The sequence below is a fragment of the Nakamurella flavida genome (assembly GCF_030811475.1).
In the GTDB taxonomy this organism is placed as follows: domain Bacteria; phylum Actinomycetota; class Actinomycetes; order Mycobacteriales; family Nakamurellaceae; genus Nakamurella; species Nakamurella flavida.
In genome coordinates this window covers 3,748,486-3,770,798 of the sequence record NZ_JAUSQV010000001.1, presented here as the reverse complement: position 1 = coordinate 3,770,798, position 22,313 = coordinate 3,748,486, and the positions used below count along the sequence as shown (strand labels likewise).

Below are 22,313 nucleotides of genomic sequence, written 5' to 3'. Positions count from 1 at the left end.
CGGCCGGCGTGGCCGGGTGCCCCCGTCGAGGAGGACGAGATGACCCCGCCCCAGTCTTCGCGAACGCCGTCGTTCGCCCACCTGCTCACCGATCGGGTGGCGGCCACACCGGACGCGGAGGCCTTCCGCTTCCGGGTCGGTACGCGCTGGACGTCGCTGACCTGGCGGCAGGCCCGCGACCGGGCGTTCGACCTGGCCGCCGGTCTCGTGGACCTGGGGGTGGGCCCGGAGGACCGGGTGGCCATCGCCGCCGGCACCCGGGTCGACTGGATCCTGGCCGACCTGGCGATCATGTGCGCGGGTGGCGCCACCACCGCGGTGTACCCGTCGACCACGGCCGAGGAGGTCGCCTACATCCTCGGCGACTCCGGCTCGGTGGTGGCCTTCGCCGAGGACGCGAACCAGGTCGCCAAGATCGCCGACGCCGACCTGCCGGACCTGCGCACCCTGGTCGTCTTCGACGGCCCCGGTGACGGGGAGCGGGTGCTCACCCTGGATCAGCTCGCCGAGCGGGGGCGCGCTCTGCTGGCCCGCGAGCCGCTGGCCGTGCAGGCCCGGATCGACGATCTGGGCCCCGAGCGACTGGCCACCCTGATCTACACGTCCGGGACGACGGGCCGCCCCAAGGGCGTGCGGCTGGTCCACGACAACTGGACGTACGAGGCGCGCGCGGTCGAGGAGCTCGACATCCTGCGCCCCGACGACGTGCAGTACCTGTGGCTGCCGTTGTCGCACGTGTTCGGCAAGGTGCTGCTGGCCATCCAGCTGCGGATCGGCTTCGCGACCGCGGTGGACGGCGACCTGGACCGTCTGGTGGCCAACCTGGCCGACGTGAAGCCCACGTTCATGGCCGGTGCCCCCCGCATCTTCGAGAAGGTGCGGGCCCGGGCCACGATGACCGCGCAGAGCGCCGGCGGAGCCAAGGCGAAGATATTCGACTGGGCGTTCCGGGTCGGCATCGCCGCGTCCCGGGCCCGGCAACGCGGCGATGCCCCGGGCGTGGCCCTGCGTCTGCAGACCACCGTGGCCGACAAGTTGGTGTACGCCAAGATCCGGCACATCGTCGGTGGGCGGGTGCGCTTCTTCGTCTCCGGCTCGGCGAAGCTGTCGATGGACGTCGCCGAGTGGTTCGACGCCGCCGGCATGAAGGTGCTCGAGGGGTACGGGCTCACCGAGTCCAGCGCGGCGACCTGCGTCAACCTCCCGGGCGATCTGCGGCTGGGCACGGTCGGCCCCCCGCTCCCCGGGACGGAGGTGGTGATCGCCGCCGACGGCGAGATCCTGTTCCGGGGGCCCGGTGTCATGCGCGGGTACCACAACCGCCCGGACGCGACCGAGGAGGTGCTCACCGCGGACGGTTGGTTCCACACCGGCGACATCGGCGAGCTGCGCGACGGCTACGTGGCCGTCACCGACCGCAAGAAGGACCTCATCAAGACCTCCGGCGGCAAGTACGTGGCGCCGCAGAAGATCGAGACCCTGGTCAAGTCGACCAGCCCGTACGCCTCGCAGGTCATCGTGCACGGCGACGGGCGCAAGTTCGTCTCCGCGCTGATCACCCTGGACCCCGACGCGATCCAGGACTGGGCCGGCCGCAACGGTCTCGGCGAGCTCAGCCTGGAGGACCTGGCCGACTCACCCCAGGTGCGCGAGCTGCTGGACGGCCAGATCACCGAGGTGAACAGTCATCTCGAGCGCTGGGAGACGGTGAAGAAGTTCGTCATCCTCCCGCGGGACCTCTCCGTCGAGGAGGGCGAGCTGACCCCGTCCATGAAGGTCCGCCGGCGCTCGGTGGAGAAGCGCTACAGCGCCGAGCTCGACAAGCTGTACGTCGACTGACCCGACCCCCGGCCCGACCGCACGACCTGCCGGCCGGCACGACAGGACCCGACCGCCGGTGAGCGGTCGGGCTCCCGTCGTGCGAGCTGGTTCGTGCGGCCGGCGGGTCGAGGGCGTCAGGCCGCGGAGTACTCCTCGAACGGGATCTGCCAGTCGCCGTAGCCGTCCCAGGACTCCAGGGCCGGTCCGACGGTGTTCCTGATGATCACCGGGTCGCCGGGCAGGACGGTGTCGTAGAACCAGCGGGCGTTCTCGGTGGAGAGATTCACACAGCCGTGCGACACGTTGGTGAACCCCTGCTGCTCGACCGACCACGGCGCGGCGTGCACGAACTCCCCGGAGTTCGAGATCCGCGTCGCCCACTGCACTTCCGTGCGGTAGGCGCCCGTTCCGGTCAGCCCCCACGTGCTGGAGTCCATGATCTTCATCTCGTACTTCTCGGCCACCACGTGCACCCCGTTGTACGTCGGGTACTTGTCCCGGCCCAGGGAGACCGGCATGGTCCGGACGACCTGGCCGTCCTGGGTGACCGTCATCTGCTTGGTGGTGTCGTCGACCTCGCTGATCAGCGAGCGGCCGATGGTGAAGGAGCTGTGCAGATCCTCCTGGCCGTACATCCCGCCGCCCAGTGCACGTCCGTAGATGAGCCCGTCGACCTGGACCGTCGTCCCGGCCTGCCAGAACTCGGCCGGCCGCCAGCGCAGCTCGGTGTCCGACACCCAGCGGAAGGCGCCCGCCTGGGCCGGGGTGGTGGTGACGGTGATGGCCTGCTGGGCGGCGACCCGGTCGACGATGGGCTCGTCGAACACGATGACCAGCGGCTGCCCCACCCCGACCTGCATGCCGTCGCTCGGGTACGTCGAGGCCGCGGTCCGCTCGTCCGGGGTCAGCGTGGTGAACGAGGTGGTCGTGGTGGTCGGTGCGCCCTGGGCGTTCACCGCGGTGGCCGTGACGGTGTACGTCTTGCCGTAGCCGAGCTCGGGGACGACCGACCAACCGGATCCGTCGGCGGCCAGGGCACCCTGGATGTCGACGCCGGACGCGTTGGTCAGGGTGACGGTCTGCAGGATGCCGCCGACCGGGGTCACCGTGATCGGGTCCAGCGGCCCGACCCCCTGCGCGGCGTCGGCCGGGACGACGGTGACACCGGCGGGCGGGGCCGGCGGCGGCGGGGTGGGAGATCCGGACGTCGGTGCGGCCGGCGTGCTGCTGCCGGCTGTCGTGGTGGGCGCCGCAGGGGTCACGGCGGACGCGGCGCTGCTGGGCCCGGCCGTCGGCGCCTCCGCCGACGCACTCGCCGGACCGGCGCCGGCGCTCCCCGCTCCGCCCGCACCGGACAGGGTGCCGGGTGAGGTGCAGCCGGCCAGCAGGACGGCGGCCGCCACCCCGACCACCACGGCCCTGCCCCGATCCCGTGCCTGTCCCCGTGCCCGTCGTGGTGCCTGTCCCTGCATGACGACTCCCCCGTGCGGTCCGCCCGGCGCACGCCGGTGCGGCCTTCCCCGTCGGCGCTGCGACCAGCGCCGGTGCCCACCCAGTGTGCGGGCCGACACCCCTCCCCCGACCGGATGCGACACGCCCAGTGTCAAGTCGTGTCGTATCCGTGACAGTCGACCGGCGTTCCGGTCCGCTCGGGATGCCCTTCCCGCACGTTTCCCCGGTCCGGCGGACAGAGCGCGGGCGACCCCGTCCGTACCGTGGAGGAGGGGGCGACCACGCTCCATGATCCGTCCCGTCGTGCGGTGACCGCCGGCTGACGACGACGAACGCCGCACGCGGCCACAACGGGAGTCGCCGGATGACCCAGGATTCGATGCTGTCGGCAGGCTCCCGGACGTCCCCCGGCCCGGACACCGCCCCCACCGACGCAGCCGGGGCCGCCACCACCTCGGTGGTCGTCGGCGGCCTGGCCCGGGGCATGGCCGCTGCCGGTCTGGCCCTCGTCGCGGTCACCCTGCTCGCCGTCGGATACCTGCACCTCGCCGGCCCCACCGCCGGCATCTCCTGGGCCCGCCGGACCATCAGCGAGTACGCCCTGACCGACAGCGCATGGCTGTTCAACCTGGGCGTCGTCGCCCTGGCCGCCGGTTCCGTGTGCATCCTGGCCGCGTTGGTCACCCAGCGCCTGGCCCGCCCGGGCAGCGCCGGGGTGCTGCTGGGTCTGGTCTGGTCGGCGGCCCTGTTGGCCCTGGTGGTGTTCCCCAAGCACAACTGGGCGGTGGGCCCGAGCACCGACGGACAGATCCACCGCGTCGCCAGCCTGGTCGCGTTCCTCGCCCTCCCCGTCGCGGTGATGCTGCTGACCCGGCGGGGCCGCGGAGGCCGACGCGTGCACCGCCCCGGCTGGGCCCGGGCCGGGTTCTGGCTCGGCGTCGCCTCGCTCGTCTGGTTCAGCCCGCTGGCCGGGTCGTTCCTGCTCGCCCCGGTCACCGGTGTGCCCTGGTACCGGGCCATCCCGCTCGGCACCGTCGAGCGGGGCCTGGCGCTGACCGAGGTGCTGGCCGTGCTGGCCGTCGGCCTCTGGGCGATGCGCGTCGCACGGGTGGGTGTTCCCGGGCACACCCGCCCGGTCCCGCCCCCGCCCGCCGGGGCCGACCGCTAGACCCGGTCGGCCCGGCGCACCCGCTCGGCCAGCGGTCGCAGCTCGTCCGGTCCCACCTCGCAGCACCCGCCGACCAGCCGGGCACCGGCGGTGATCCAACCGTCGGCCCGATCGGCCAGGGCGGTCGGCGACCCGGTCCACTCCCTGGCCGCGCCGTCCCATCGGCGTCCGCCGTTGGGGTAGACCACCACGGGCTTGCCCGAGGCCTGCGCGGCCAGGGCGATCAGGGTGTCGGCCTCGGCCGGGTCCACGCAGTTGACCCCCACGGCCACCACCTCCGGCACCTCGCGGGCCAGGGCGAATGCCTCCTCGGCGGGGACACCGTCCCGGGTCCGGCCCCGGGCGCACGTCAGCGAGAGCCAGGCGGGACGTCCGGTGCCGGCCACCTCGGCGAGCAGCGCCTCCGCCTCCCGTGCGGACGGGACCGTCTCCAGGGCCAGCACGTCGGCCCCCGCCTCCATCAACACCTGCAACCGTGCCCGGTGCCAGGCGCGCAACTGGGCCACGGTCAGCCCGTCGTCACCCCGGTACTCCGATCCGTCGGCCTGCGCCGCCCCGTAGGGCCCGACGGACGCGGCCACCCACCGCGGCCCCTCTCCGGACTCGCTGTCCTGGGCAGCCCGGCGGGCCAACGCGACGCTCTCGCGCAGGGCCGCCTCCGTGCGCTCGTCGTCGAGCCCGGCAGCGGCGAAGCCGGAATAGGAGACCTGGTAGGAGGCGGTGATGGCGACCTGCGCCCCGGCCCGGAAGAAGTCGCCGTGCACCGCGCCGATCGCGCCCGGGTCCTCGAGGAGCTGCAGGGCCGTCCACAACGGCGTGCGCAGGTCGTGGCCGCGTCGTTCCAACCCGGTGGACAGGCCACCGTCCAGGACGAGCGGGCCGGCGGCCAGCGCATCGACGAAGGAGGCGGGGGCGGGGCTCGGGGTGGTCACCCGGCGATGCTATTTCCCCGCTCGCCGGCCCCCGGCGACGCGGAGCGGGAGGTGGCCGCCGTCGGCTGCAAGACTGCACGGCGGGCCCGGCGGACATCGGGCACGGGGAACCAGGAGGCGGACGTGGACCTGCGGCAGCAGCTCGAGCATTGGCCGGTGGGCTCGGCGGCGGTCGCGGTGGTCGGCCCCGGCGGCGTGCTGGCTTCGGTGACCGTCGGCACCCCGACGGCCCGGTTCCGGTGGGCGTCGGTGACCAAGGTGCTCACCGCGCTCACCGTGCTGGACGCGGCCCTGGACGGCACGGTGTCCCTGGACGATCCCGCGGGCCCGCCCGGGGCCACCCTGGCCCATCTGCTGTCCCACTGCTCCGGGGTGTCGATGGACAGCGACCGGGTGCTCGCCGCCCCCGGGACGCGCCGGGTGTACTCCAACCGGGGCATCGAACTGGCTGCCGAGCACCTGACCGCCCGGACCGGGACGGACTTCGCCGCCGAGCTGCACGATCGCGTGCTCGACCCGCTGGGCATGGCGGAGACCGAGCTGGCCGGGTCACCGGCGCACGGCGCGGAGAGCTCCATCGACGATCTGGCCCGGCTCGCCGCCGAGCTGCTGCACTCCACCCACCTGCTGCCGGGGGTGGTGGCGGCCGCGTCGACGACGGCGTTCCCCGGCCTGTCGGGGGTGCTGCCGGGGTACGGCCGCCAGGAGCACAACGACTGGGGCCTGGGCTGCGAGATCCGCGACCACAAGTCCCCGCACTGGACCTCCGCGGACAACTCCCCCGCCACCTTCGGCCACTTCGGACAGTCCGGCAGTTTCCTGTGGGTCGACCCGGAGGCCGACCTGGCCTGCGTCTCCCTGTGCGACACCGCCTTCGGACCGTGGGCCGTCCAGGCCTGGCCGCCGCTGGCCACTGCGGTGCTGGCCGCGCACCGCGACGGGACCCCGGCGTGAGCGCCCCGCCCGTCGGCCGCACCCGGACCGAACGGCTCGATGCGCTGCCGTTCACTCCCCAGCACCGCAAGCTGCTCGTCGGGTCCGGCGTGGGTTGGGCCCTGGACGCGATGGACGTCGGGCTCATCTCCTTCGTGCTCGCCCAGCTCGCCGTGGTCTGGGGCGCCTCGTCCGGCCAGCTGTCCTGGGTCGCCTCGGCCGGGTTCATCGGCATGGCCATCGGCGCGGGGCTGGGCGGGCTGTTGGCCGACCGGATCGGCCGACGCCAGGTCTTCGCCGTCACCCTGCTCGTGTACGGCCTGGCCACCGGCCTGTCCGCACTCTCCTGGTCGGTCGGGGCACTCATCGCCCTGCGGGTGCTCGTCGGCCTGGGCCTGGGGGCCGAACTGCCGGTGGCCTCCACCCTGGTCAGCGAGTTCGCCCCGCCACGCATCCGTGGCCGGGTCATCGTGCTGCTGGAGGCCTTCTGGGCGGTGGGCTGGACGCTGGCCGCGCTCATCGGGTTCTTCGTGGTGCCGCTCGGGGACGACGGCTGGCGCTGGGCGCTCGCGCTCGGGGCGATCCCGGCGCTGTACTCCGTGGTCGTCCGGCTCGGCCTGCCGGAATCCGTCCGCTTCCTGGAGGGACGGGGCCGGCACTCCGAGGCCGAGGCCACCGTCCGCCGCTTCGAGACCTCGGCCGGCGTCACCGATCCCGCGACCGCCCCGGCCGCGGCCACCCCGGAACCGACCGCGGACGCCGCGGCGGGAGTGCCCGCCGAGAAGGGAGCCGGAGGGGTCGCTGCGCTCTGGTCGGCGGCCCTGCGCCGCCGCACGGCCGCCCTGTGGCTGGTCTGGTTCTGCGTCAACTTCTCGTACTACGGCGCCTTCATCTGGCTGCCCACGGTGCTGGTCGCCGACGGGTTCTCCCTGGTCAAGTCGTTCGGGTACACCCTGCTGATCACCCTGGCCCAGCTGCCCGGGTACGCCGCGTCGGCCATCGCGGTGGAACGCATCGGGCGCCGGCGGACCCTGGCGATCTTCCTCACCGGTTCGGCGGTGGCCGCCGGGCTGTTCGGGCTGGCCTCCGGCGACGGGTGGATCATCGCCACCGGCATGCTGCTGTCGTTCTTCAACCTCGGCGCCTGGGGTGCCCTCTACGCGGTGACCCCGGAGGTCTACCCGACGCGGCTGCGCGCGACCGGGGCCGGCTGGGCGGCCGGGTTCGGCCGGATCGCCTCCGTCCTCGCCCCGCTCGCCGTGCCGCTGCTGCGCGAGGCCGGCGGCACCGTCGCCCTGTTCTCGGTGTTCGGTGCGGTGTTCGTGGTGGCCGCGGTGGGGGCACTGTTCCTGCCCGAGCGACGCGGCCAGGTCCTCCAGGAGTGACCGTTCGACCGCCGCGCGCGGGGGCCGGCGGTGGTGACCGGACGGCCGCCCCGGCCTTACCGTCGTACCCATGACCGAGCCCTCCCCCGCGTCCTCCCCCGAACCGACCGGTGCGCCGGCGGATCTGCCGCCCACCGTTTTCCTCATGTACGGGGCATCGGGTGATCTGGGACGGCGGCTGGTGCTGCCGGCGTTCTTCCAGCTCGCCCTGCAGGGCCTGCTGCCCGAGCGGTGGGCGCTGATCGGCAGCGGCCGCGGCGACATGACCGACGCCTCCTTCCGCGACCACGTGCATGACGCCCTCGTCGAGTTCGGCCCGCACCCGGACGAGGGGCCGTGGGACGAGTTCGCGCGGCATCTGCGTTTCGCGGGGGGCGGGTTCACGGCCGAGGACGCCGGCGAGGTGCCGGACGTGCTGACGCAGGTGCGCGCGGACCTCGGGGAGGACGCGCAGCTGGTGCACTACCTGGCCATCCCACCCAAGGCGTTCCTGCCGACCACCCGGGCGATCGACGCACACGACCTGGTGCAGGGCTGCCGGATCGTCTACGAGAAGCCCTACGGCACCTCGCTGGCGTCCTTCACCGAGCTCGACGACGCCGTGCAGGAGGTCTTCACCGAGGAACAGGTGTACCGGATCGACCACTTCCTGGCCTTCGAGGCCGTGCAGGACGTGCTGCACGCCCGGCTGGCCACCCCGTGGCTGGCCGCCCTGTGGAGCCGGGAGCACGTCGCCCAGGTGCAGATCGACATCGCCGAGACCCTCGACGTCGCCCAGCGCGCCGAGTTCTACGACGCCACCGGCGCCTTCCTGGACATGATCGTCACCCACCTGTTCCAGATCGCCGCCACCGTCGCCATGGACGCCCCGGCCGATCTGCGGCCCGAGACCGTCCAGGCCGCCCGGGACGCCGCCGTGCAGCGCTTCCGGCCGCTGGACCCCGCCGAGGTCGTCCTCGGCCGGTTCGACGGGTACCTGGACATCGACGGTGTCCCGGCCGACTCGACCACCGACACCCTGGCCGCCGTCCGGCTGTGGGTCGACGACGACCGCTGGCGCGACGTGCCCTTCCTGCTGCGGTCGGGCAAGAAGATGGCCGCCGACGAACAGCGCATCACCCTGGTCCTGCGGCCGGCCGTCGACGGCCCGTACGCCGGCGACCCGCCGGCCGACCCCGCCGTCATCAGCTTCTCGCTGCTCGACGGGGCCGCCCTGGACATCGGCGTCACCCTGCGCGCACCCGGGGTGCAGGGCGGCGCGGTGACCGGCACGGCCACGCTGCAGCGCACCGATCTGCCCGGCGAGCCCGCCCTGCCCTACACCCACCTGATCCACCACGTGCTGCACGGCGACCGGTCGCTGTTCACCGGAGTGGACGGACTGCGTGCCGCCTGGGAGGCCGTCCAGCCCCTGGCCGCGGACCGACCTGCCGTCCAGGACTACGCACCGGGCAGCTGGGGTCCGGCGGACGTCGACCGGCTCGCGGAGCCCGGGGTGTGGTTCCTGCGCTGAGCGCAGGCTCCCGGGTCTGCAGACGCAGTAGGGCGGTGGCCGGATCGGCCACCGCCCTGCTGCTGTCCGCATCGGGTCCGCGGGAGAGTCGCGTCCTGTCCGGGCGCGGGGCCCGGCGTCAGGAGACCGTGATGACGATCTTGCCGCGGGAGTGGCCGCCCTCGACCCCGGCGAGGGCCTCGGCGGCCTGGTCGAGGGTGAAGGTGTCCTCCACGTGCGGATCGAGCTTCCCGTCGGCGACGAGCTGGGCCAACGCGGTGTAGACCTCGGTGGTCTGCTGCCGCTCGACGGAGGTGCCGCCCACTTCGGCGGCCGTCTGCGGGTCGGCCGAACTGACGATGCGCGGGACGTCCCCGCCGTCGAAGGGCGAGAGCAGCCCGGCCACGTCCCGGAGCGCGTCCCCGCCGACCACGTCCAGCACCGCGTCGACCCCGTCCGGGAACAGCTGCCGCACCTGGCCGGCAACGTCCTGGTGGTAGTCGATCAGAGTGGCGCCGAGGGACTCGACCAGGGCGCGCTTGCTCTCGCTGCCGGTGCCGAGCACGAAGACGCCGGCGTCCCGGGCCAGCTGCGCGGCGGCCACGCCGACTCCCCCGCCGATTCCGGTGATCAGCAGGGTCTGGCCCTCGATCAGCTCCAGCTGCTGCAGGGCGTCGTGGGCGGTGCCGGCGGCCACCGAGAGGGTGGCGGCATCGGTGAACGAGACGTGCACCGGCTTCTTGGCCGCGGAGGTGGCGGTGACCAGCGCGAACTCGGCGTAACCGCCGGATCCGGGGGCCACCGGCCCGAACACCTCGTCGCCGACGGCGAACCCGGCCACGTCCTTGCCGACGCCGCGGACCACCCCGGACACCTCGCGGCCGAGCACCGCGGGGAAGGTCACCGGCATGAATGCCTGCAGGTGGCCGGCGCGGATCTTCCAGTCGATCGGGTTCACCCCGGCCGCTCGCACCTGCACCAGCAGCTCGCTGGGGCCGGGGGTCGGCTCCGGCAGATCGACGAAGTCCTGGGTGTCGACCCCGCCGTACTCGGTGAACGCGTAAGCGCGTGGCATCGCCTGCTCCTCTGTTCGGTCCTCGCTCGATGTCGGCCCGGTTCCCGGTTCCCGGTCTCCCGGGTGGTCCCGTGCCTCCCCCGGAGCAACACCCGCCGGCCGACCGGTGTTCCGGGGGTGTCGGGGCGTCCGGGTCGGTGGGTGACCGGGCATCCCGGCGGATGTCGGGGTCACAGGACACCATGGGGGCATGCTCCTCGCCCGGCTCGCCGACGCCTCGGCCGCCCTCGCCGCCACCCGGTCCCGGCTCGCCAAGCGGGCGGTGATCGCCGAGGTGGTGTCGGCGGCGGACCCGACCGAGATGGCCGTGGTGGTGAGCCATCTGTCCGGGGCGCTGCGCCAACGACGGACGGGCGTGGGGTGGGCGGCCCTGGGGTCACTGCCCGACCCGGCCGCGGAACCGGGCCTGACGGTGGCCGAGGTGGACGACACCTTCGAACGGATCGCCGCACTGGCCGGCCCCGGCTCGGCGGGCCGTCGCGCGGACCAGGTCCGGGAGGTGTTCGCCCGGGCCACCGCGGCCGAGCAGCCCTTCCTGCGGGCCCTGGTCTTCGGTGAGGTCCGGCAGGGCGCGCTGGACGCCGTCGTCCAGGACGGCGTGGCGCAGGCCTTCGGGGTTCCGGTGGCGGCGGTCCGGCGCGCCTCGATGCTGCTCGGCTCGACGCCCGCGGTCGCGGCGATGCTGGCCGCCCACCGGGGCGACCCGGACGCGGGCCTGGCCGACCTGGCCGCGCTGACCATCCGGCTCGGCCTCCCGGTGCGTCCGATGCTGGCCGCCAGTGCCCCGGACGCGGTGGGCGCGGTGGCGAAGTCCGGGCTGCCGGCCGTGGTGGACACCAAACTGGACGGCATCCGCGTGCAGGTGCACCACGGGCCGGACGGCACGGCGCTGTTCACCCGGAGCCTGGACGAGATCACCGACCGGCTGCCGGAGATCGTCGAGGCGGTGCAGGCATTGCCCGCGGTGTCGCTGGTGCTCGACGGCGAGGTCGTCGGGGTGGGCGGGGACGGACGCCCGTTGCCGTTCCAGGTCATCGCGTCCCGCACGGGCAGCAGCCTGGACCCGGCGGCCGGTCGGCGGCAGACCCCGCTGCGGCTCTTCTGCTTCGACGTGCTCCACCTGGACGGCGAGGACCTCATCGACCGCCCGCTGTCCGAGCGGGATGCGCTGCTGCGCAGGCTGATCCCGGCCGACCTGCTGGTGCCCCGCACGGTGGCCGACACCGTCGAGCAGGTGCAGGAGGCGTTCGACGCCGCAGTGGCCGGAGGCTACGAGGGCGCGGTGGTCAAGGATCCGGCGGCGCCGTACGCGGCCGGGCGCCGCGACTCCGGCTGGGTCAAGGTGAAACCCCGGCACACCCTGGATCTCGCGGTGATCGGGGCCGAGTGGGGGTACGGGCGCCGACAGGGCAAGCTCTCCAACCTGCACCTGGCCGCCCGCGGCGCCGACGGCGAACTGGTCATGCTGGGCAAGACCTTCAAGGGCCTCACCGACGCACTGCTGGCCTGGCAGACGGAGGAGTTCCCGGCCCGGGAGTCACGGCGGACGAAGGCGGCGGTCTTCATCGACCCGCCGCTGGTCGCCGAGATCGCGGTCGACGGCGTGCAGCGCTCGACCCGCTATCCGGGCGGGGTCGCGTTGCGGTTCGCCCGGGTGCTGCGCTACCGGGAGGACAAGACACCCGACGAGATCGACACCCTGGCGACGGTTCTCGCCCTGCATCCGGTCACCGACGAGGGCACGGACGAGGGCACCGACGAAGGCACCGACGAGGGCGCGGCGGGAACGGACGGGGACGCGACGGACCGACCGCCGGCCGGGTGACGGCCGGCACCCTGCGATCGGGTGCCGACCGTCGATCCCTACCTCGTGGCCGACGAACTCGTCGAACCGCGACTCGGCCGCGAAGGTCTGGCGCTGCCAGGCCAGGAACTCGGTCTCCAGATCGTGGTCAGATCCTGGGTCTGCCCCGGGGTCAGGCCTTCTTGTAGGCGCGCTGCCCCATCAGCCAGGTCTCGTCCACGGCGCGCTCGTCACCGACCATCATGATCCCGAAGAGCAGTTCGGCCGCGTCCTGCACGGTGGTGGGCCCGCCGTCCGGAGCGAGCAGGCTCATGTGCCAGGCCGTCGCGGGCGGTCCGCCGTTCCAGTCCAGCGCGACGAAGTCGGCCTCCTTGCCGAGGTCGAAGTTGCCGACCCGGTCGTCGATGTAGAGGCCCTGGGCGCCGCCGAGGGTGATCGAGTAGAACGCGCGCAGCGGGGAGAGCTTGTTGCGCTCGGACTCGGCGAGATCCTGATCGCTGGGCACGATGCTGCCGTCGAGCATGCAGTTGTTCAGCATGCCGACCTTGTAGGCGTCCTCCAGCACGTTGAGCATGCTGAACCGGTTGCCGCCACCCACGTCGGTCCCGAAGGTCATCCGCACGCGGTGCTCGGGGTCGGTGGCCCGGCCGAGGCGGAACAACCCGCTGCCCAGGTACAGGTTGGAGCAGGGGCAGAAAGTCACCGCCGCACCGCTGTCGGACATGCGGCGGAACTCGCCATTGCTGAGCCAGACGCCGTGTCCGCCGGTGAACTTCGGGCCGACCAGGCCGTACTTCTCGTACACGCCCAGGTAGTCGGTGCAGTCCGCGTGCAGGTCCAGCACCCCGCGGATCTCGGCCGGGTTCTCCGAGATGTGCGTGTGGACCCACACATCGGGGTTCTCCTCCTTGAGCCGGCGACACGTCTCGAGCAGTTCCTCGGTGGCGCCGAAGGCGAACCGGGGCGTGATGGCGTAGAGGTTGCGGCCCTTGCCGTGGTACTCCGCGATCTGCTCGGTGGCGGCGGCGTAGAAGTCCGCCGGCGAGATCTGGAACCAGTCCGGGGCGTTCTGGTCGATGGCCGTGATGCCGGCGATGGCCCGCATGTTGCGCCGGGCTGCCTCGTCGAACAGCACCTCCGTGCACACCGGGGCACTGGAGGTGAAGGCCTGGAACGTGGTGGTGCCGGAGGCCAGCAGGGTGTCGAAGAAGTGCCGGGCACCCTCCTGGGCGTATTCGCGGTCGGCATATCGACGCTCCTCGGGGAAGACCGTCTTCTGCAGCCAGGGGAGCAGCTGTTCCCCGTACCCGCCGAGCACCCGGGTCTGCGGGAAGTGGATGTGTCCGTCGACGAATCCGGGCACGATCAGCCGGTCGGGCAGGTGGGTGATCTCCGCGTCGGGGTGGGCCGCCGCCGTCTCCGCGTAGTCGCCGAACGCCACGACCAGGCCGTCGGAGATCACCAGCAGGCCGTCGGCGAAGAACCGCGTCGCCTCCGTCTCGGCGCCGACGTGCGTCCACGGATCGTCGACGAAATCGAGAAAGGTGCCCCGTACAGCTGTCTTCGCCACTGCTTCTCCTCAGGTCGGTGGTCCGCCGGCTGCACACCGGGGCGACGGACGGCACGGCCCCCGCGTCCGACGGCATGATCGCAGGCGCAGCGTCACGCCCCCGTGCGGACGGTCACCGCCCGCGCCCGCGGCCGCTCACCCCGCGCTCGGCCGCCGCACTCGACGGACCGAGGTCACACCAGCGCGGGCTCGGGCTCCGTCCGATCCGACGGTCGCCGCCGGGTCATGGAGGCGGCGGCGAGAACGGCCGCGATGAGGGCGGCCACCGCCGCGCCGGCCACGCCCGCCGCGGCCCCGGCCAGCAGGACCGCGGCCAGGGCGAGCAGGACGACCGTCGCGCGCACCGTCCACGGCGCGGCCACGGCCAGCGCGGCGTGCAGGCGCCGCAGGCGGTGGGGATCGGTGGCCCGGCAGCTGAGCAGGACCGCGGCGCCGCGAGCGGCGCCGAAGCCGGCTCCCAGGGCCAGCGCGGTCGGCACCGACCCGGTCAACGCCCCGTACACCGGCACCAGGTAGGTCGCCGCGGTCATGATGTACGTGGCGAACCCGGTGCCGATCTGCGCGCCGAACCCGGCGGCGTAGACCCACCGGCGGTAGCCGGCCATCCACCGCTCGTTGACCTGGCGGGGGTGCAGCGGCAGCCGGAAGGCCAGCCCCGGGAGGTCCGCGGCCAGGGCGACCAGCGCGCACACCGATGCCAGGGCCAGAACCGGCGGCCCACCGAAGGTCTCGTCGTCCACCAGCCGGCCGAGCAGTGCGCCCGCCCCGCCGAGACCGCCGAGCAGGAGGCCACCGCCGACGGCGCCGGCGACGAACCAGGCCGCCGTCCAGCCGTAGGCGTTGCCGCGCGCCCGCTCCGAGAACGGGGTGATGGCCGAGATCATCGACAGCCCGCACGGGGAGAACACCCCCCGGACGGCCGCGGCCACCACGAGCACCGCGGCCACCACGACCAGCAGCGTCATCGGACGTCCACCGTCAGCGAGCCGATGACGGGGTTCCCCGCGGCCGCGCCCACGTTGATGGCGAAGACGGTGAACGTGTGCCGACCGGGAGCGGTGGGCACGGTGACCACGAATCCGTGCCGCCCGCCGATGCCGAAGGCGGAGTTGACGTCGGGGCGCTCCCCGCCGGTGGGGAACCAGGCGATGCCGGTGTCGTCGCGGTAGACCGCGACCTGGATCGCGTCGTCGGGGCGGTCGGGGTCGTAGGCCCAGCCGGCCAGCCGGACGGCACCGCCGGTGTCCACCGCCGAGTCCAGGCTGCCGCGCGGGGAGCCGGTGCCGCGGACGGTGCGGACACCCAGCAGGCTGTTCCCCGCCCGGCCGTCGTCGTCGATGCCGAACACGGCGATCTCGTGGTCGCCCGGCGGCACGGTCAGCGTGACGGCGAAGCCGTGGCGGCCCCCGACGCCCAGCGCGGCGTTGACGTCGGGCCGGTCGCCGCCGGTGGGGAACCAGGCCACGCCCTGCCCGTTCCGGTACACCGCGACCGGGATCGCCGTGGCGGGGGCGTCCGGGTCGACGGCCCATCCGGTGACCCGCACCGTGCCGTCCGGTCCGGGCGTGACCCCGTCCAGGTTGCCGATGGGCGACCGGACGGCGGGCGGGCCGGCCGTGGCCGTCCGGGTCCCCAGCAGCGGGTTGGTCGCCCCGCCGCCCACGTTGATGGCGTACACGGCAACCCGGTGCTGGCCCGGGTCGGCCGGGACGACGACGTCGAAGCCATGATTGCCCGGGACCCGGTAGGCCGCGGCCACGTCGGAGCGCGGCACCCCGGTCGGGAACCAGCCCCGGCCACCGTCGTCGACGTACACCGCGATCTGGATCTCGGTGCCGCCCTGGTCCTGGTCGAGCGCCCACCCGGAGAGCCGGATACCACCGGGGACCGGGGTGACGCCGTCCAGCGCCCCGACCGGGTCCTGGCCGTTGCAGGGAGCAGAGTGCGTGGCCGTCCGGTTGTCGGTGGCGCTGGAGGCGGTGCAGACGCCGGCGTACTGCTGCCACGGCGGGGTGCACGAGACCATCCGGCAGACCACCGGGCCGCTCGCCGACTGCGGGACCTCCAGGCTGCACTGCCCGTAACGGAACTGGTTGCAGGCCACCCGGCGCTCGTCGCAGGTCCCGCTGGCGCACCGGCACTGCCAGGCGCCGTCGCCCTTGTAGGCGTTGCAGTCGATGTAGTAGCGGGCCGAGCCCCCGCAGAACGAGGAGTTGTCGGCCTTCCACCAGCCGCCGATGAAGGAGTTGGGCGGGCAGCTGTTGGCACCGCCGTTGATCGTGCAGCAGAACACCGAGTAGCCGTCGTTGCAGCCCGCGTCCAGACCGCACACGGTGTCGTAGGCGCTCGCCGGGCGGACCAGGTACCCCCACGGGTTGACGGCCAGCGCGGCGCCGGTCAGGGCGGCGCCGCCCAGGAAGCCCCGCCGGGAGGCCTGGGGGCGGCGGCCGGCGCGCCGGGTGAGCCGGCTGACCACCCGTTCGGACAGGGTCGTGGTCACGCGTCCACCTCGAGTCCGGCCAGCAGGGCGTTGACCCGGGCAGCGGCCGCTGCGGCCCGGCGGGCGTCGCCGATCACCACGTACAGGCACCAGGCCCGGGACGCTGCGGTGAAGAACAGTTGGCAGCCGGCCTGACCGGCCAGGCGGCGTTGCAACGCCTGCGGATCGAACGAGCCGGCGCGCACGGTGGGCAGCCCCACCGTGCGGAACAGGGCCGAGCCCAGGCATTCGGGCCCGAACTCCAGCAGGGCCACGAAGACATCGGCCGGGCCCATGATCTCCACCGCGCCGGACCCGTAGTCGCCGCGCTGGGCGGGCAGGGCGAAGGTGGCCAGGTGCATGACGGGGTGGGTCTGCTCCCCCGCCCAGCCGTCGGTGCCCCGGCCGTCGGGGGTGGCGGCGCGGGACCGCGGGGCGAAGGCGGCGGACGGCTCCGCCCGCCGGTAGATGCGGCCCTCCCACTCGTCCGGCAGGGTGGCGGCCAGGCCGAACCCGCTCAGGGTGGCCGCCGGCGGGGCGGGGACCGGCGTGGTCACCGGGACCCGCTGATGTCGTGCAGGTGCAGGTGTTCGGCCTGGGGCGGAGCGCCGTACAGGCTGGGGTGGCCGGGCGTGATGCCGGCGGCCAGGAGGGCATCGTCGACGTCGGACTCGCGTTCCACGTCCGCCCGCGGCTTGCCGGGCATCCGGGGCAGGTCGAGCCCGGCGGCACCGTCGCCCACGGCCTGCCGGATCAGGGTGGCGACCTGCCGCAGCGAGGAGCCCGAGCCCTCGCCGACCACCCGGCCGCGGCGGCCGTCCACCACCATGACGTACGGCGACCCCGGCACGGCGTAGTCCTCCCAGGCCCGGGTGGACAGCACCAGGTCGACGCCGGGCGGGCACAGCTCGCGCAGCAGCGAGACCGACTCCTCGTGCGCGTCGTGGGCGACGACGAGCAGCCGGGCCGACGGGGGCAGGGCGACGGTGCGGGCGGCGAGATCGGCGAAGAACACCGCGCACCCGGCGCAGCCGGACGACAGGAACAGCAGCACGGTGTCCCGCGGCACCCCCAGTACCCGGACGGACAGGATCTCCCCGTCGAGCCCGACACCGGAGACGTCGTGTCCCACCGGCCATTCCGCGTCGTCGCGGCCCGCGCCGGCGGGCGGGGCGGGCACCGTGTCCACCGTGCGGAACGGCGGCGGGGTGTTCGCGGCCACGGGGGCGCTGCCGCCGTCCAACTGGTGCAGGCGCTGCAGCACGGTGGCGTAGGCCCGCAGCAGACCGACCACCAGGACGGCGAGGACGGCCACCACCACGCACAGCAGGATCAACACGATCGTCATCAGGGGGTGGCCACCTTCGCTCGGGCCGACATCAGGGCGGGCAGGGCGGTCATCAGGGCGCCGAGCAGGGCGGCGAGCACCCCGACCACGATCACCAGCGCGACCCCGGCCGTGACCCCGGCCGAGGTCGTAGCTGAGGCCACGGCTGCGGTGAACGCGGGTTGTGGCGCGAGGACGGCGGCCACCCCGACCAGCGCACAGGCCCCGTTCACCACCACGTGCAGCCGGCTGACCGGCTCCCGGGCGGTGCCGAAGCAGCCGCAGTCGCTGTCCGGGGCGACGGTGAGCAGCCGCACGGCGACGGCGGTGAGCAGCAGGTAGGCCAGGGCGAGCGCGGCGGCGGCCCGGGCCCCGCCGCCGGCCAGCACACTCACCGCGACGACGATCTCCAGCCCGCCGAGCAGGCGGACGGACAGGTGCCCGGAGAGGCGGTCGGCGATGGCCAGGTCCAGGGCCCGGGCGGCCCGGGCGGTGGGGGCGGGGCGCAGCACCTTCGCCACCCCGGCGGCACCGAGCAGCAGCGCGCAGGCACCCAGCAGACCGATCACGCCACTCCCTGTCACCCAATGTGCGGGAAAGATGGCTGACCGTACCCACGGCGGGACGAACGGGACAAGGGTTCAGCGGGAACGGATGTCACCGATCGGACGAACCGACGGGCCGCCCGGCCTCACTCCCCGGGGGCGAGGGCAGCCGCCCGGGTGAGCACGTCGTCGAGCATGGCCGGGGTGAGCCGCCCGGTGAAGGTGTTCTGCTGGCTGACGTGGTAGCTGCCCAGCACGGTCAGGCGGCGGCCGTCGGGGTGGCCGACGGCCACCTCGGCGCCGTGGCCGAAGACCGGGCGGGGGCGGGGCACCGACCAGCCGAGCTCGGTCATGGTGATCATCAGCGCCTGCCAACCGAACCCGCCGAGCACCACGGCCACCCGCAGGGTCGGGCCGAGCAGGGCCAGCTCCCGTTCCAGGAACGCCGAGCAGGTCCGCCGCTCCTCCGGGGTGGGCTTGTTGTCCGGCGGGGCGCAGTGCACCGGCGCCGTCATCCGCAGACCGGTGAGCCGTTGCCCGTCGCCCTGGTGCGTGGACGTCGGCCGGGCGGCGAACCCGGTGCGGTGCAGGGACGCGAACAGCACGTCGCCGCTGCGGTCACCGGTGAACATCCGGCCGGTCCGGTTGCCGCCGTGCGCGGCGGGCGCCAACCCGACCACCAGCACCCGGGCCGCCTCGTCACCGAAGGCGGGAACAGGCCGGGCCCAATAGGTCTCGTCGCGGTAGGAGGCGCGTCTGACCCGGCCCGCCTCCTCCCGCCAGGCGACCAGCCGCGGGCAGGCCGCGCAGTCGGCGACCATCAGGTCGAGTTCGCCGAGGGTGCGGGCGGCGGCCGCCCGGGCGGGCATCTGCGCGTCCATCACCCCAGCGTGCCAGCAGGCCGGCGGACCCGTTCGCGCGCACCGTCTCCGGGCCGCGAACGGGTCCGCCGCGTCAGACCTGCTGGGTCTTGAGCGAGGCGATGATGTGCTCGGCCTGCCGGATGGCCAGCGCCACGATGGTCAACGTCGGGTTGGCCGCCGCACCGGTGGTGAACACCGACCCGTCGGAGACGAACAGGTTGGGCACGTCGTGGGCCCGGCCGAACGCGTTCGTCACCCCGTCGTCGGGGCGCGCACTCATCCGCGCGGTCCCCATGTTGTGCGTGGACGGGTAGGGCGGGGTGCGGTGCACGCTGGTCGCGCCGACCGCCTCGTACAGCAGGGTGGCCTGCTGGTAACCGTGCTCCCGCATGGCGATGTCGTTCGGGTGGTCGTCGAAGTGCACGTTGGGCACCGGGAGACCGTGCTTGTCCGTCACCGAGGCGTTCAGGGTGATCCGGTTCGTCTCCTGCGGCATGTCCTCGCCGATGACCCACAGCCCCGCGGTGTGCGCGTAGCCCTCGAGGATCGAGGTGAACGCCGGCCCCCAGGCGCCCGGGTCGGCGAACGCGGCCAGGAAGGGCACCCCGAGCGAGATGGTCTCCATGTAGTAGCCGCCGGCGAACCCGCGGGACGGGTCGTGCCGCGACTCGTCGGCGACCAGACCGGCCATCGTCTCGCCGCGGTGCATGTTCACCGCCCCGTCGAACTGGGCGTACACCGAGCCGGTGGTGTGCCGCATGTAGTTGCGACCCACCTGGCCCGAGGAGTTGGCCAGCCCGTCGGGGAACATCGCGCTGGCCGACATCAGCAGCAACCGCGGCGTCTCGATGGCGTTGCCGGCCACGCAGACGATGCGGGCCTTCTGCCGCTGCAGGTTGCCGTCGGCGTCCAGGTAGAGGACGGCGTCCGCGCGGCCCTGCTTGTCGTGGGTGATCTGCACGGCATGACAGCTCGGACGCAGCTCCAGGTGGCCGGTGGCCAGGGCCCGGGGGATCTCCCGGACCAGGGTGCTCCACTTGGACTTGTTCTTGTCGCCCTGGAAGTTGAAGCCGTCCTGGATGCTGGCCGGTCGCCCGTCGTAGGGCTCGGCGTTCGTGCCGTACGGGCCGGTGGCGTAGAACCGGTAGCCGATCCGCTCGGCCCCGTTGGCCAGCACCTTGTAGTTGTTGTTGGCCGGCAACGGTTTCCGCCCACCGCGGTGGGTGCTGCCGATGTTGTTCTCGGCCATCGTGTAGTACGGCGCGAGGTCGTCCAACGTGATCGGCCAGTCCAGCAGGTTGGCACCGTCGACGTTCCCGTAGGAGCGCGCGGTGCCGAACTCGTGGGCGTGGAACCGGGGGGTCGCGCCGGACCAGTGGGTGGTGGTGCCGCCGACGGCCTTGACGATCCACGCCGGCAGGTTGGGGAAGTCCTTGGCGATGCGCCAGCTGCCCGTGGTGGTGCGCGGGTCGAGCCAGGCCATCTGGTTGAAGGCCTCCCACTCGTTGTTGACGTACTCCTCGTGGGTGATGTGCCGGCCCGCTTCGAGGACGACGACGTCCAGCCCGGCCGCGGTGAGCTGATCGGCCATGGTGCCGCCGCCGGCTCCGGACCCGATGACCACGACGACCTCGTCGTCGTGCCCGAAGGTGGTGCCGCTCATCGGACGCCCGCCGTCTCGGTCGAGCGGCCGGCCTGGGCCGCACCCTGGTGCGGGCCCTGCTCGGCGGACAGCGTGGCCCGCATCTCCCCGTCGACCTGGTCGGGCACCCCCGTCGGTGGCTCGGCCGGTTGGGTGCTGTCCGGGACGTCGGTGTCCGTCGGCAGCGCGACGATCGGGTCGCCCGGCTTCTCGGCGAAGGCCACGAACTCCTCCGGGCCGTCGTACTCCTCGATTCGGGGATCGGGCAGCCAGTCCAGGTCGTCGAATCCGCGGTGCAGGTAGCCGCCGTGCTCGAAGGAGGAGCCCTGGTATCCCAGCGCCGCCCACACCTCCGGGTCGTCGTAGAAGTTCAGCACCGTGGTGCGGCGGATGAAGCCGAAGAAGTCGGTGGACTCGATGTCCTTCAGCACCGCGTACGCGCGCTCGTCGTCCAGGTGGCAGAAGTCGCCGTCGGCCAGGTCGTCGAGGGAGTTCAGGCCCTGCGTCATCGACACCCGGAACCAGTTGGACGCCTTGGCCTCGGAGAGGATGAAGTCGGCGGTGCGCTCGTACGGCGCGTCGGGCACCTTGGCGTGCGGGAAGGCCACGCGGATGACCCGGATCAGCACGGTGCGGGCGCGGTCGGTGAACGAGGTCTCGTTCAGCGAGGGGAACTTCGCGGGAAACGTCATTGTTCGGCCCCTGTTCGTCGGTCCCACGTGTCGGTCTCACGTGGTCGGTCGCGCGGTGGAGGTGCAGGCACCAGGGACGGACCACACGGGCGAACCGACGACCCGACACTGGGCGCTGGACGATGACCTCGGTCACGTCCGGTACCGACGGTACAGCGGGCCCCGGACCCCGGCAGGGGAATCGCCGGTGGAGTCGGTGGACCTCGCACCAAGATCAGTTCGGCATCACCGGCGCATCATCGCGGCAGGGCCGCCTCCAGCGCGGCGATGATCTCCGGGGCGTCCGGTTCGGTGGACGGCCGGAACCGGTGCACCTCGCCCTGCGGGGTGACGAGGAACTTCTCGAAGTTCCACTTGACCCGCCCGGCCTTGCCCGACGCGTCCGGGGTGCGCTTGAGCTCGGTGTAGAGCGGATGCTCCGACCGGCCGTTGATCTTGATCTTCGCCAGCACCGGGAAGGTCACCCCGTACGTCGCGGAGCAGAACTGCGCGATGGCCTCATCGCTGCCCAGCTCCTGGAAGAACTGGTTGCTGGGGAAGCCGAGCACGGTGAATCCGCGCTCCCCGTACTGCTTCTGCAGCGTCTCGAGCTTGGCGTACTGCGGGGTGAGCCCGCAGCGCGAGGCGACGTTGACCACCAGCACCACCTGACCGGCGTAGTCCGCCAGGGAAGCCTGCTCTCCGGCCATGGTGGTGAACGGGATGTCCTGCAGGGTCGTCATCGGCCCAGATTAGGCGGCAGCTCCGGGGCCAGCGGTGGGAGCACCGGCATCCGGCGGCCCGGCAGCCGGCGCCGGGCCGCCGTGCCGATCGCCGGGCCCAGGCACAACGCCAGCAGGGCGACCGCCCCGCCGATCAGCCCCCAGCCCTGGACGCCCAGCACCAACCCGACCACCGGGAAGATCAACACCATGGCGACCACGGCGGCCAGCGCACCGTCCCGCCACATCGACCGGCCGGGCGCGAGGTGCACCGGGAAGAAGAAGCCCAGGGCGGTCATCAACACGCCCACCAGGAACACGAAACCGAGCATGGGACCTTCCTCAGCACTGTGGAGCCCTGGGCTCGACAGTAGCCACGTCCCGAGGGGGACCCGATGCTCAGGTCCGGCCGGTGTCGGGACGGCGGCGGCC

General features: G+C 73.4%; 20 protein-coding genes. 6 read left to right on the top strand and 14 right to left on the bottom strand.

What is annotated here, in order from left to right; genetic code table 11:
* The first annotated feature begins 39 nt into the window (after positions 1-39).
* The gene (locus J2S58_RS16755) at positions 40-1,839 is read left to right on the top strand and encodes an AMP-dependent synthetase/ligase (RefSeq protein WP_205257386.1); all 1,800 of its coding nucleotides are present in this window, start codon (positions 40-42) and stop codon (positions 1,837-1,839) included.
* 116 nt (positions 1,840-1,955) lie between these two features.
* Here the strand turns inward: J2S58_RS16755 and J2S58_RS16750 are convergent, their stop codons facing one another.
* Complete coding sequence (locus J2S58_RS16750) at positions 1,956-3,224, bottom strand: L,D-transpeptidase (RefSeq protein ID WP_306828984.1); 1,269 nt, start codon at positions 3,222-3,224, stop codon at positions 1,956-1,958.
* Between the two features lie 413 nt (positions 3,225-3,637).
* Between J2S58_RS16750 and J2S58_RS16745 the strand changes: the two genes are divergently transcribed.
* On the top strand, positions 3,638-4,441 hold the full coding sequence (locus tag J2S58_RS16745) for a DUF998 domain-containing protein (protein ID WP_205257384.1): 804 nt from the start codon (positions 3,638-3,640) through the stop codon (positions 4,439-4,441).
* Here J2S58_RS16745 and mmuM read toward each other — a convergent pair.
* A complete protein-coding gene (gene mmuM, locus J2S58_RS16740; RefSeq protein ID WP_205257383.1) occupies positions 4,438-5,373 on the bottom strand; it encodes a homocysteine S-methyltransferase in 936 nt (311 codons plus the stop codon). The two genes, J2S58_RS16745 and mmuM, sit on opposite strands and share 4 nt — an antisense overlap.
* 123 nt (positions 5,374-5,496) lie before the next feature.
* Between mmuM and J2S58_RS16735 the strand changes: the two genes are divergently transcribed.
* The 3 genes from J2S58_RS16735 (at position 5,497) to J2S58_RS16725 (ending at position 9,204) form a co-directional block, all read left to right on the top strand.
* The gene (locus tag J2S58_RS16735; RefSeq protein ID WP_205257382.1) at positions 5,497-6,327 is read left to right on the top strand and encodes a serine hydrolase domain-containing protein; all 831 of its coding nucleotides are present in this window, start codon (positions 5,497-5,499) and stop codon (positions 6,325-6,327) included.
* The gene (locus J2S58_RS16730; RefSeq protein WP_205257381.1) at positions 6,324-7,691 is read left to right on the top strand and encodes an MFS transporter; all 1,368 of its coding nucleotides are present in this window, start codon (positions 6,324-6,326) and stop codon (positions 7,689-7,691) included. The genes J2S58_RS16735 and J2S58_RS16730 overlap by 4 nt, the downstream gene beginning before the upstream one ends.
* A gap of 70 nt (positions 7,692-7,761) precedes the next feature.
* Positions 7,762-9,204 carry a glucose-6-phosphate dehydrogenase gene (locus J2S58_RS16725; protein ID WP_205257380.1) on the top strand — a complete coding sequence of 481 codons (1,443 nt, stop codon included), beginning with the start codon at positions 7,762-7,764 and terminating at the stop codon, positions 9,202-9,204.
* 118 nt (positions 9,205-9,322) lie between these two features.
* On the opposite strand, the gene J2S58_RS16720 is transcribed toward J2S58_RS16725, so the two are convergent.
* On the bottom strand, positions 9,323-10,258 hold the full coding sequence (locus J2S58_RS16720) for an NADP-dependent oxidoreductase (protein WP_205257379.1): 936 nt from the start codon (positions 10,256-10,258) through the stop codon (positions 9,323-9,325).
* A gap of 190 nt (positions 10,259-10,448) precedes the next feature.
* Between J2S58_RS16720 and J2S58_RS16715 the strand changes: the two genes are divergently transcribed.
* Entirely contained in the window at positions 10,449-12,083 is a 1,635-nt protein-coding gene (locus J2S58_RS16715; RefSeq protein ID WP_205257378.1) for an ATP-dependent DNA ligase, read from the top strand.
* A gap of 151 nt (positions 12,084-12,234) precedes the next feature.
* On the opposite strand, the gene guaD is transcribed toward J2S58_RS16715, so the two are convergent.
* From guaD to J2S58_RS16660, 11 genes are all read right to left on the bottom strand, one after another.
* Entirely contained in the window at positions 12,235-13,632 is a 1,398-nt protein-coding gene (guaD, locus tag J2S58_RS16710) for a guanine deaminase (protein WP_205257377.1), read from the bottom strand.
* Between the two features lie 173 nt (positions 13,633-13,805).
* Entirely contained in the window at positions 13,806-14,597 is a 792-nt protein-coding gene (locus J2S58_RS16705) for a hypothetical protein (RefSeq protein WP_205257376.1), read from the bottom strand.
* Positions 14,594-16,132: a twin-arginine translocation signal domain-containing protein gene (locus tag J2S58_RS16700; protein WP_205257375.1), complete on the bottom strand. Its 1,539-nt coding sequence runs from the start codon at positions 16,130-16,132 to the stop codon at positions 14,594-14,596. Before J2S58_RS16700 ends, J2S58_RS16705 begins: the two co-directional genes overlap by 4 nt.
* Positions 16,129-16,668 carry a hypothetical protein gene (locus J2S58_RS16695; protein ID WP_205257374.1) on the bottom strand — a complete coding sequence of 180 codons (540 nt, stop codon included), beginning with the start codon at positions 16,666-16,668 and terminating at the stop codon, positions 16,129-16,131. The genes J2S58_RS16700 and J2S58_RS16695 overlap by 4 nt, the downstream gene beginning before the upstream one ends.
* On the bottom strand, positions 16,665-17,459 hold the full coding sequence (locus J2S58_RS16690) for a hypothetical protein (RefSeq protein WP_205257373.1): 795 nt from the start codon (positions 17,457-17,459) through the stop codon (positions 16,665-16,667). Before J2S58_RS16690 ends, J2S58_RS16695 begins: the two co-directional genes overlap by 4 nt.
* On the bottom strand, positions 17,459-18,007 hold the full coding sequence (locus tag J2S58_RS16685; RefSeq protein ID WP_205257372.1) for a MauE/DoxX family redox-associated membrane protein: 549 nt from the start codon (positions 18,005-18,007) through the stop codon (positions 17,459-17,461). The genes J2S58_RS16690 and J2S58_RS16685 overlap by 1 nt, the downstream gene beginning before the upstream one ends.
* A 122-nt stretch (positions 18,008-18,129) precedes the next feature.
* Positions 18,130-18,864 (bottom strand): uracil-DNA glycosylase, encoded by a 735-nt coding sequence (locus J2S58_RS16680; protein ID WP_306828976.1) that lies wholly within the window; start codon positions 18,862-18,864, stop codon positions 18,130-18,132.
* A 73-nt stretch (positions 18,865-18,937) separates the two neighbouring features.
* Complete coding sequence (locus tag J2S58_RS16675) at positions 18,938-20,509, bottom strand: GMC family oxidoreductase (RefSeq protein WP_205256286.1); 1,572 nt, start codon at positions 20,507-20,509, stop codon at positions 18,938-18,940.
* Positions 20,506-21,180, bottom strand: coding sequence for a hypothetical protein (locus J2S58_RS16670; protein ID WP_205256287.1), 675 nt, complete (start codon positions 21,178-21,180; stop codon positions 20,506-20,508). Before J2S58_RS16670 ends, J2S58_RS16675 begins: the two co-directional genes overlap by 4 nt.
* A 236-nt stretch (positions 21,181-21,416) precedes the next feature.
* Positions 21,417-21,902 (bottom strand): glutathione peroxidase, encoded by a 486-nt coding sequence (locus J2S58_RS16665; protein ID WP_205256288.1) that lies wholly within the window; start codon positions 21,900-21,902, stop codon positions 21,417-21,419.
* On the bottom strand, positions 21,899-22,213 hold the full coding sequence (locus J2S58_RS16660; protein WP_205256289.1) for a hypothetical protein: 315 nt from the start codon (positions 22,211-22,213) through the stop codon (positions 21,899-21,901). The genes J2S58_RS16665 and J2S58_RS16660 overlap by 4 nt, the downstream gene beginning before the upstream one ends.
* Between the last annotated feature and the right edge of the window lie 100 nt (positions 22,214-22,313).

Excerpts from the sequence above, each read along its gene's own strand:
- J2S58_RS16745 (WP_205257384.1), top strand. The coding sequence starts at position 3,638 with ATGACCCAGGATTCGATGCTGTCGGCAGGCTCCCGGACGTCCCCCGGC.
- J2S58_RS16725 (WP_205257380.1), top strand. The coding sequence starts at position 7,762 with ATGACCGAGCCCTCCCCCGCGTCCTCCCCCGAACCGACCGGTGCGCCG.
- J2S58_RS16715 (WP_205257378.1), top strand. The coding sequence starts at position 10,449 with ATGCTCCTCGCCCGGCTCGCCGACGCCTCGGCCGCCCTCGCCGCCACC.
- J2S58_RS16675 (WP_205256286.1), bottom strand. The coding sequence starts at position 20,509 with ATGAGCGGCACCACCTTCGGGCACGACGACGAGGTCGTCGTGGTCATC.
- J2S58_RS16690 (WP_205257373.1), bottom strand. The coding sequence starts at position 17,459 with ATGACGATCGTGTTGATCCTGCTGTGCGTGGTGGTGGCCGTCCTCGCC.
- J2S58_RS16670 (WP_205256287.1), bottom strand. The coding sequence starts at position 21,180 with ATGACGTTTCCCGCGAAGTTCCCCTCGCTGAACGAGACCTCGTTCACC.
- J2S58_RS16720 (WP_205257379.1), bottom strand. The coding sequence starts at position 10,258 with ATGCCACGCGCTTACGCGTTCACCGAGTACGGCGGGGTCGACACCCAG.
- J2S58_RS16660 (WP_205256289.1), bottom strand. The coding sequence starts at position 22,213 with ATGCTCGGTTTCGTGTTCCTGGTGGGCGTGTTGATGACCGCCCTGGGC.
- J2S58_RS16705 (WP_205257376.1), bottom strand. The coding sequence starts at position 14,597 with ATGACGCTGCTGGTCGTGGTGGCCGCGGTGCTCGTGGTGGCCGCGGCC.
- J2S58_RS16680 (WP_306828976.1), bottom strand. The coding sequence starts at position 18,864 with ATGGACGCGCAGATGCCCGCCCGGGCGGCCGCCGCCCGCACCCTCGGC.
- J2S58_RS16665 (WP_205256288.1), bottom strand. The coding sequence starts at position 21,902 with ATGACGACCCTGCAGGACATCCCGTTCACCACCATGGCCGGAGAGCAG.
- J2S58_RS16755 (WP_205257386.1), top strand. The coding sequence starts at position 40 with ATGACCCCGCCCCAGTCTTCGCGAACGCCGTCGTTCGCCCACCTGCTC.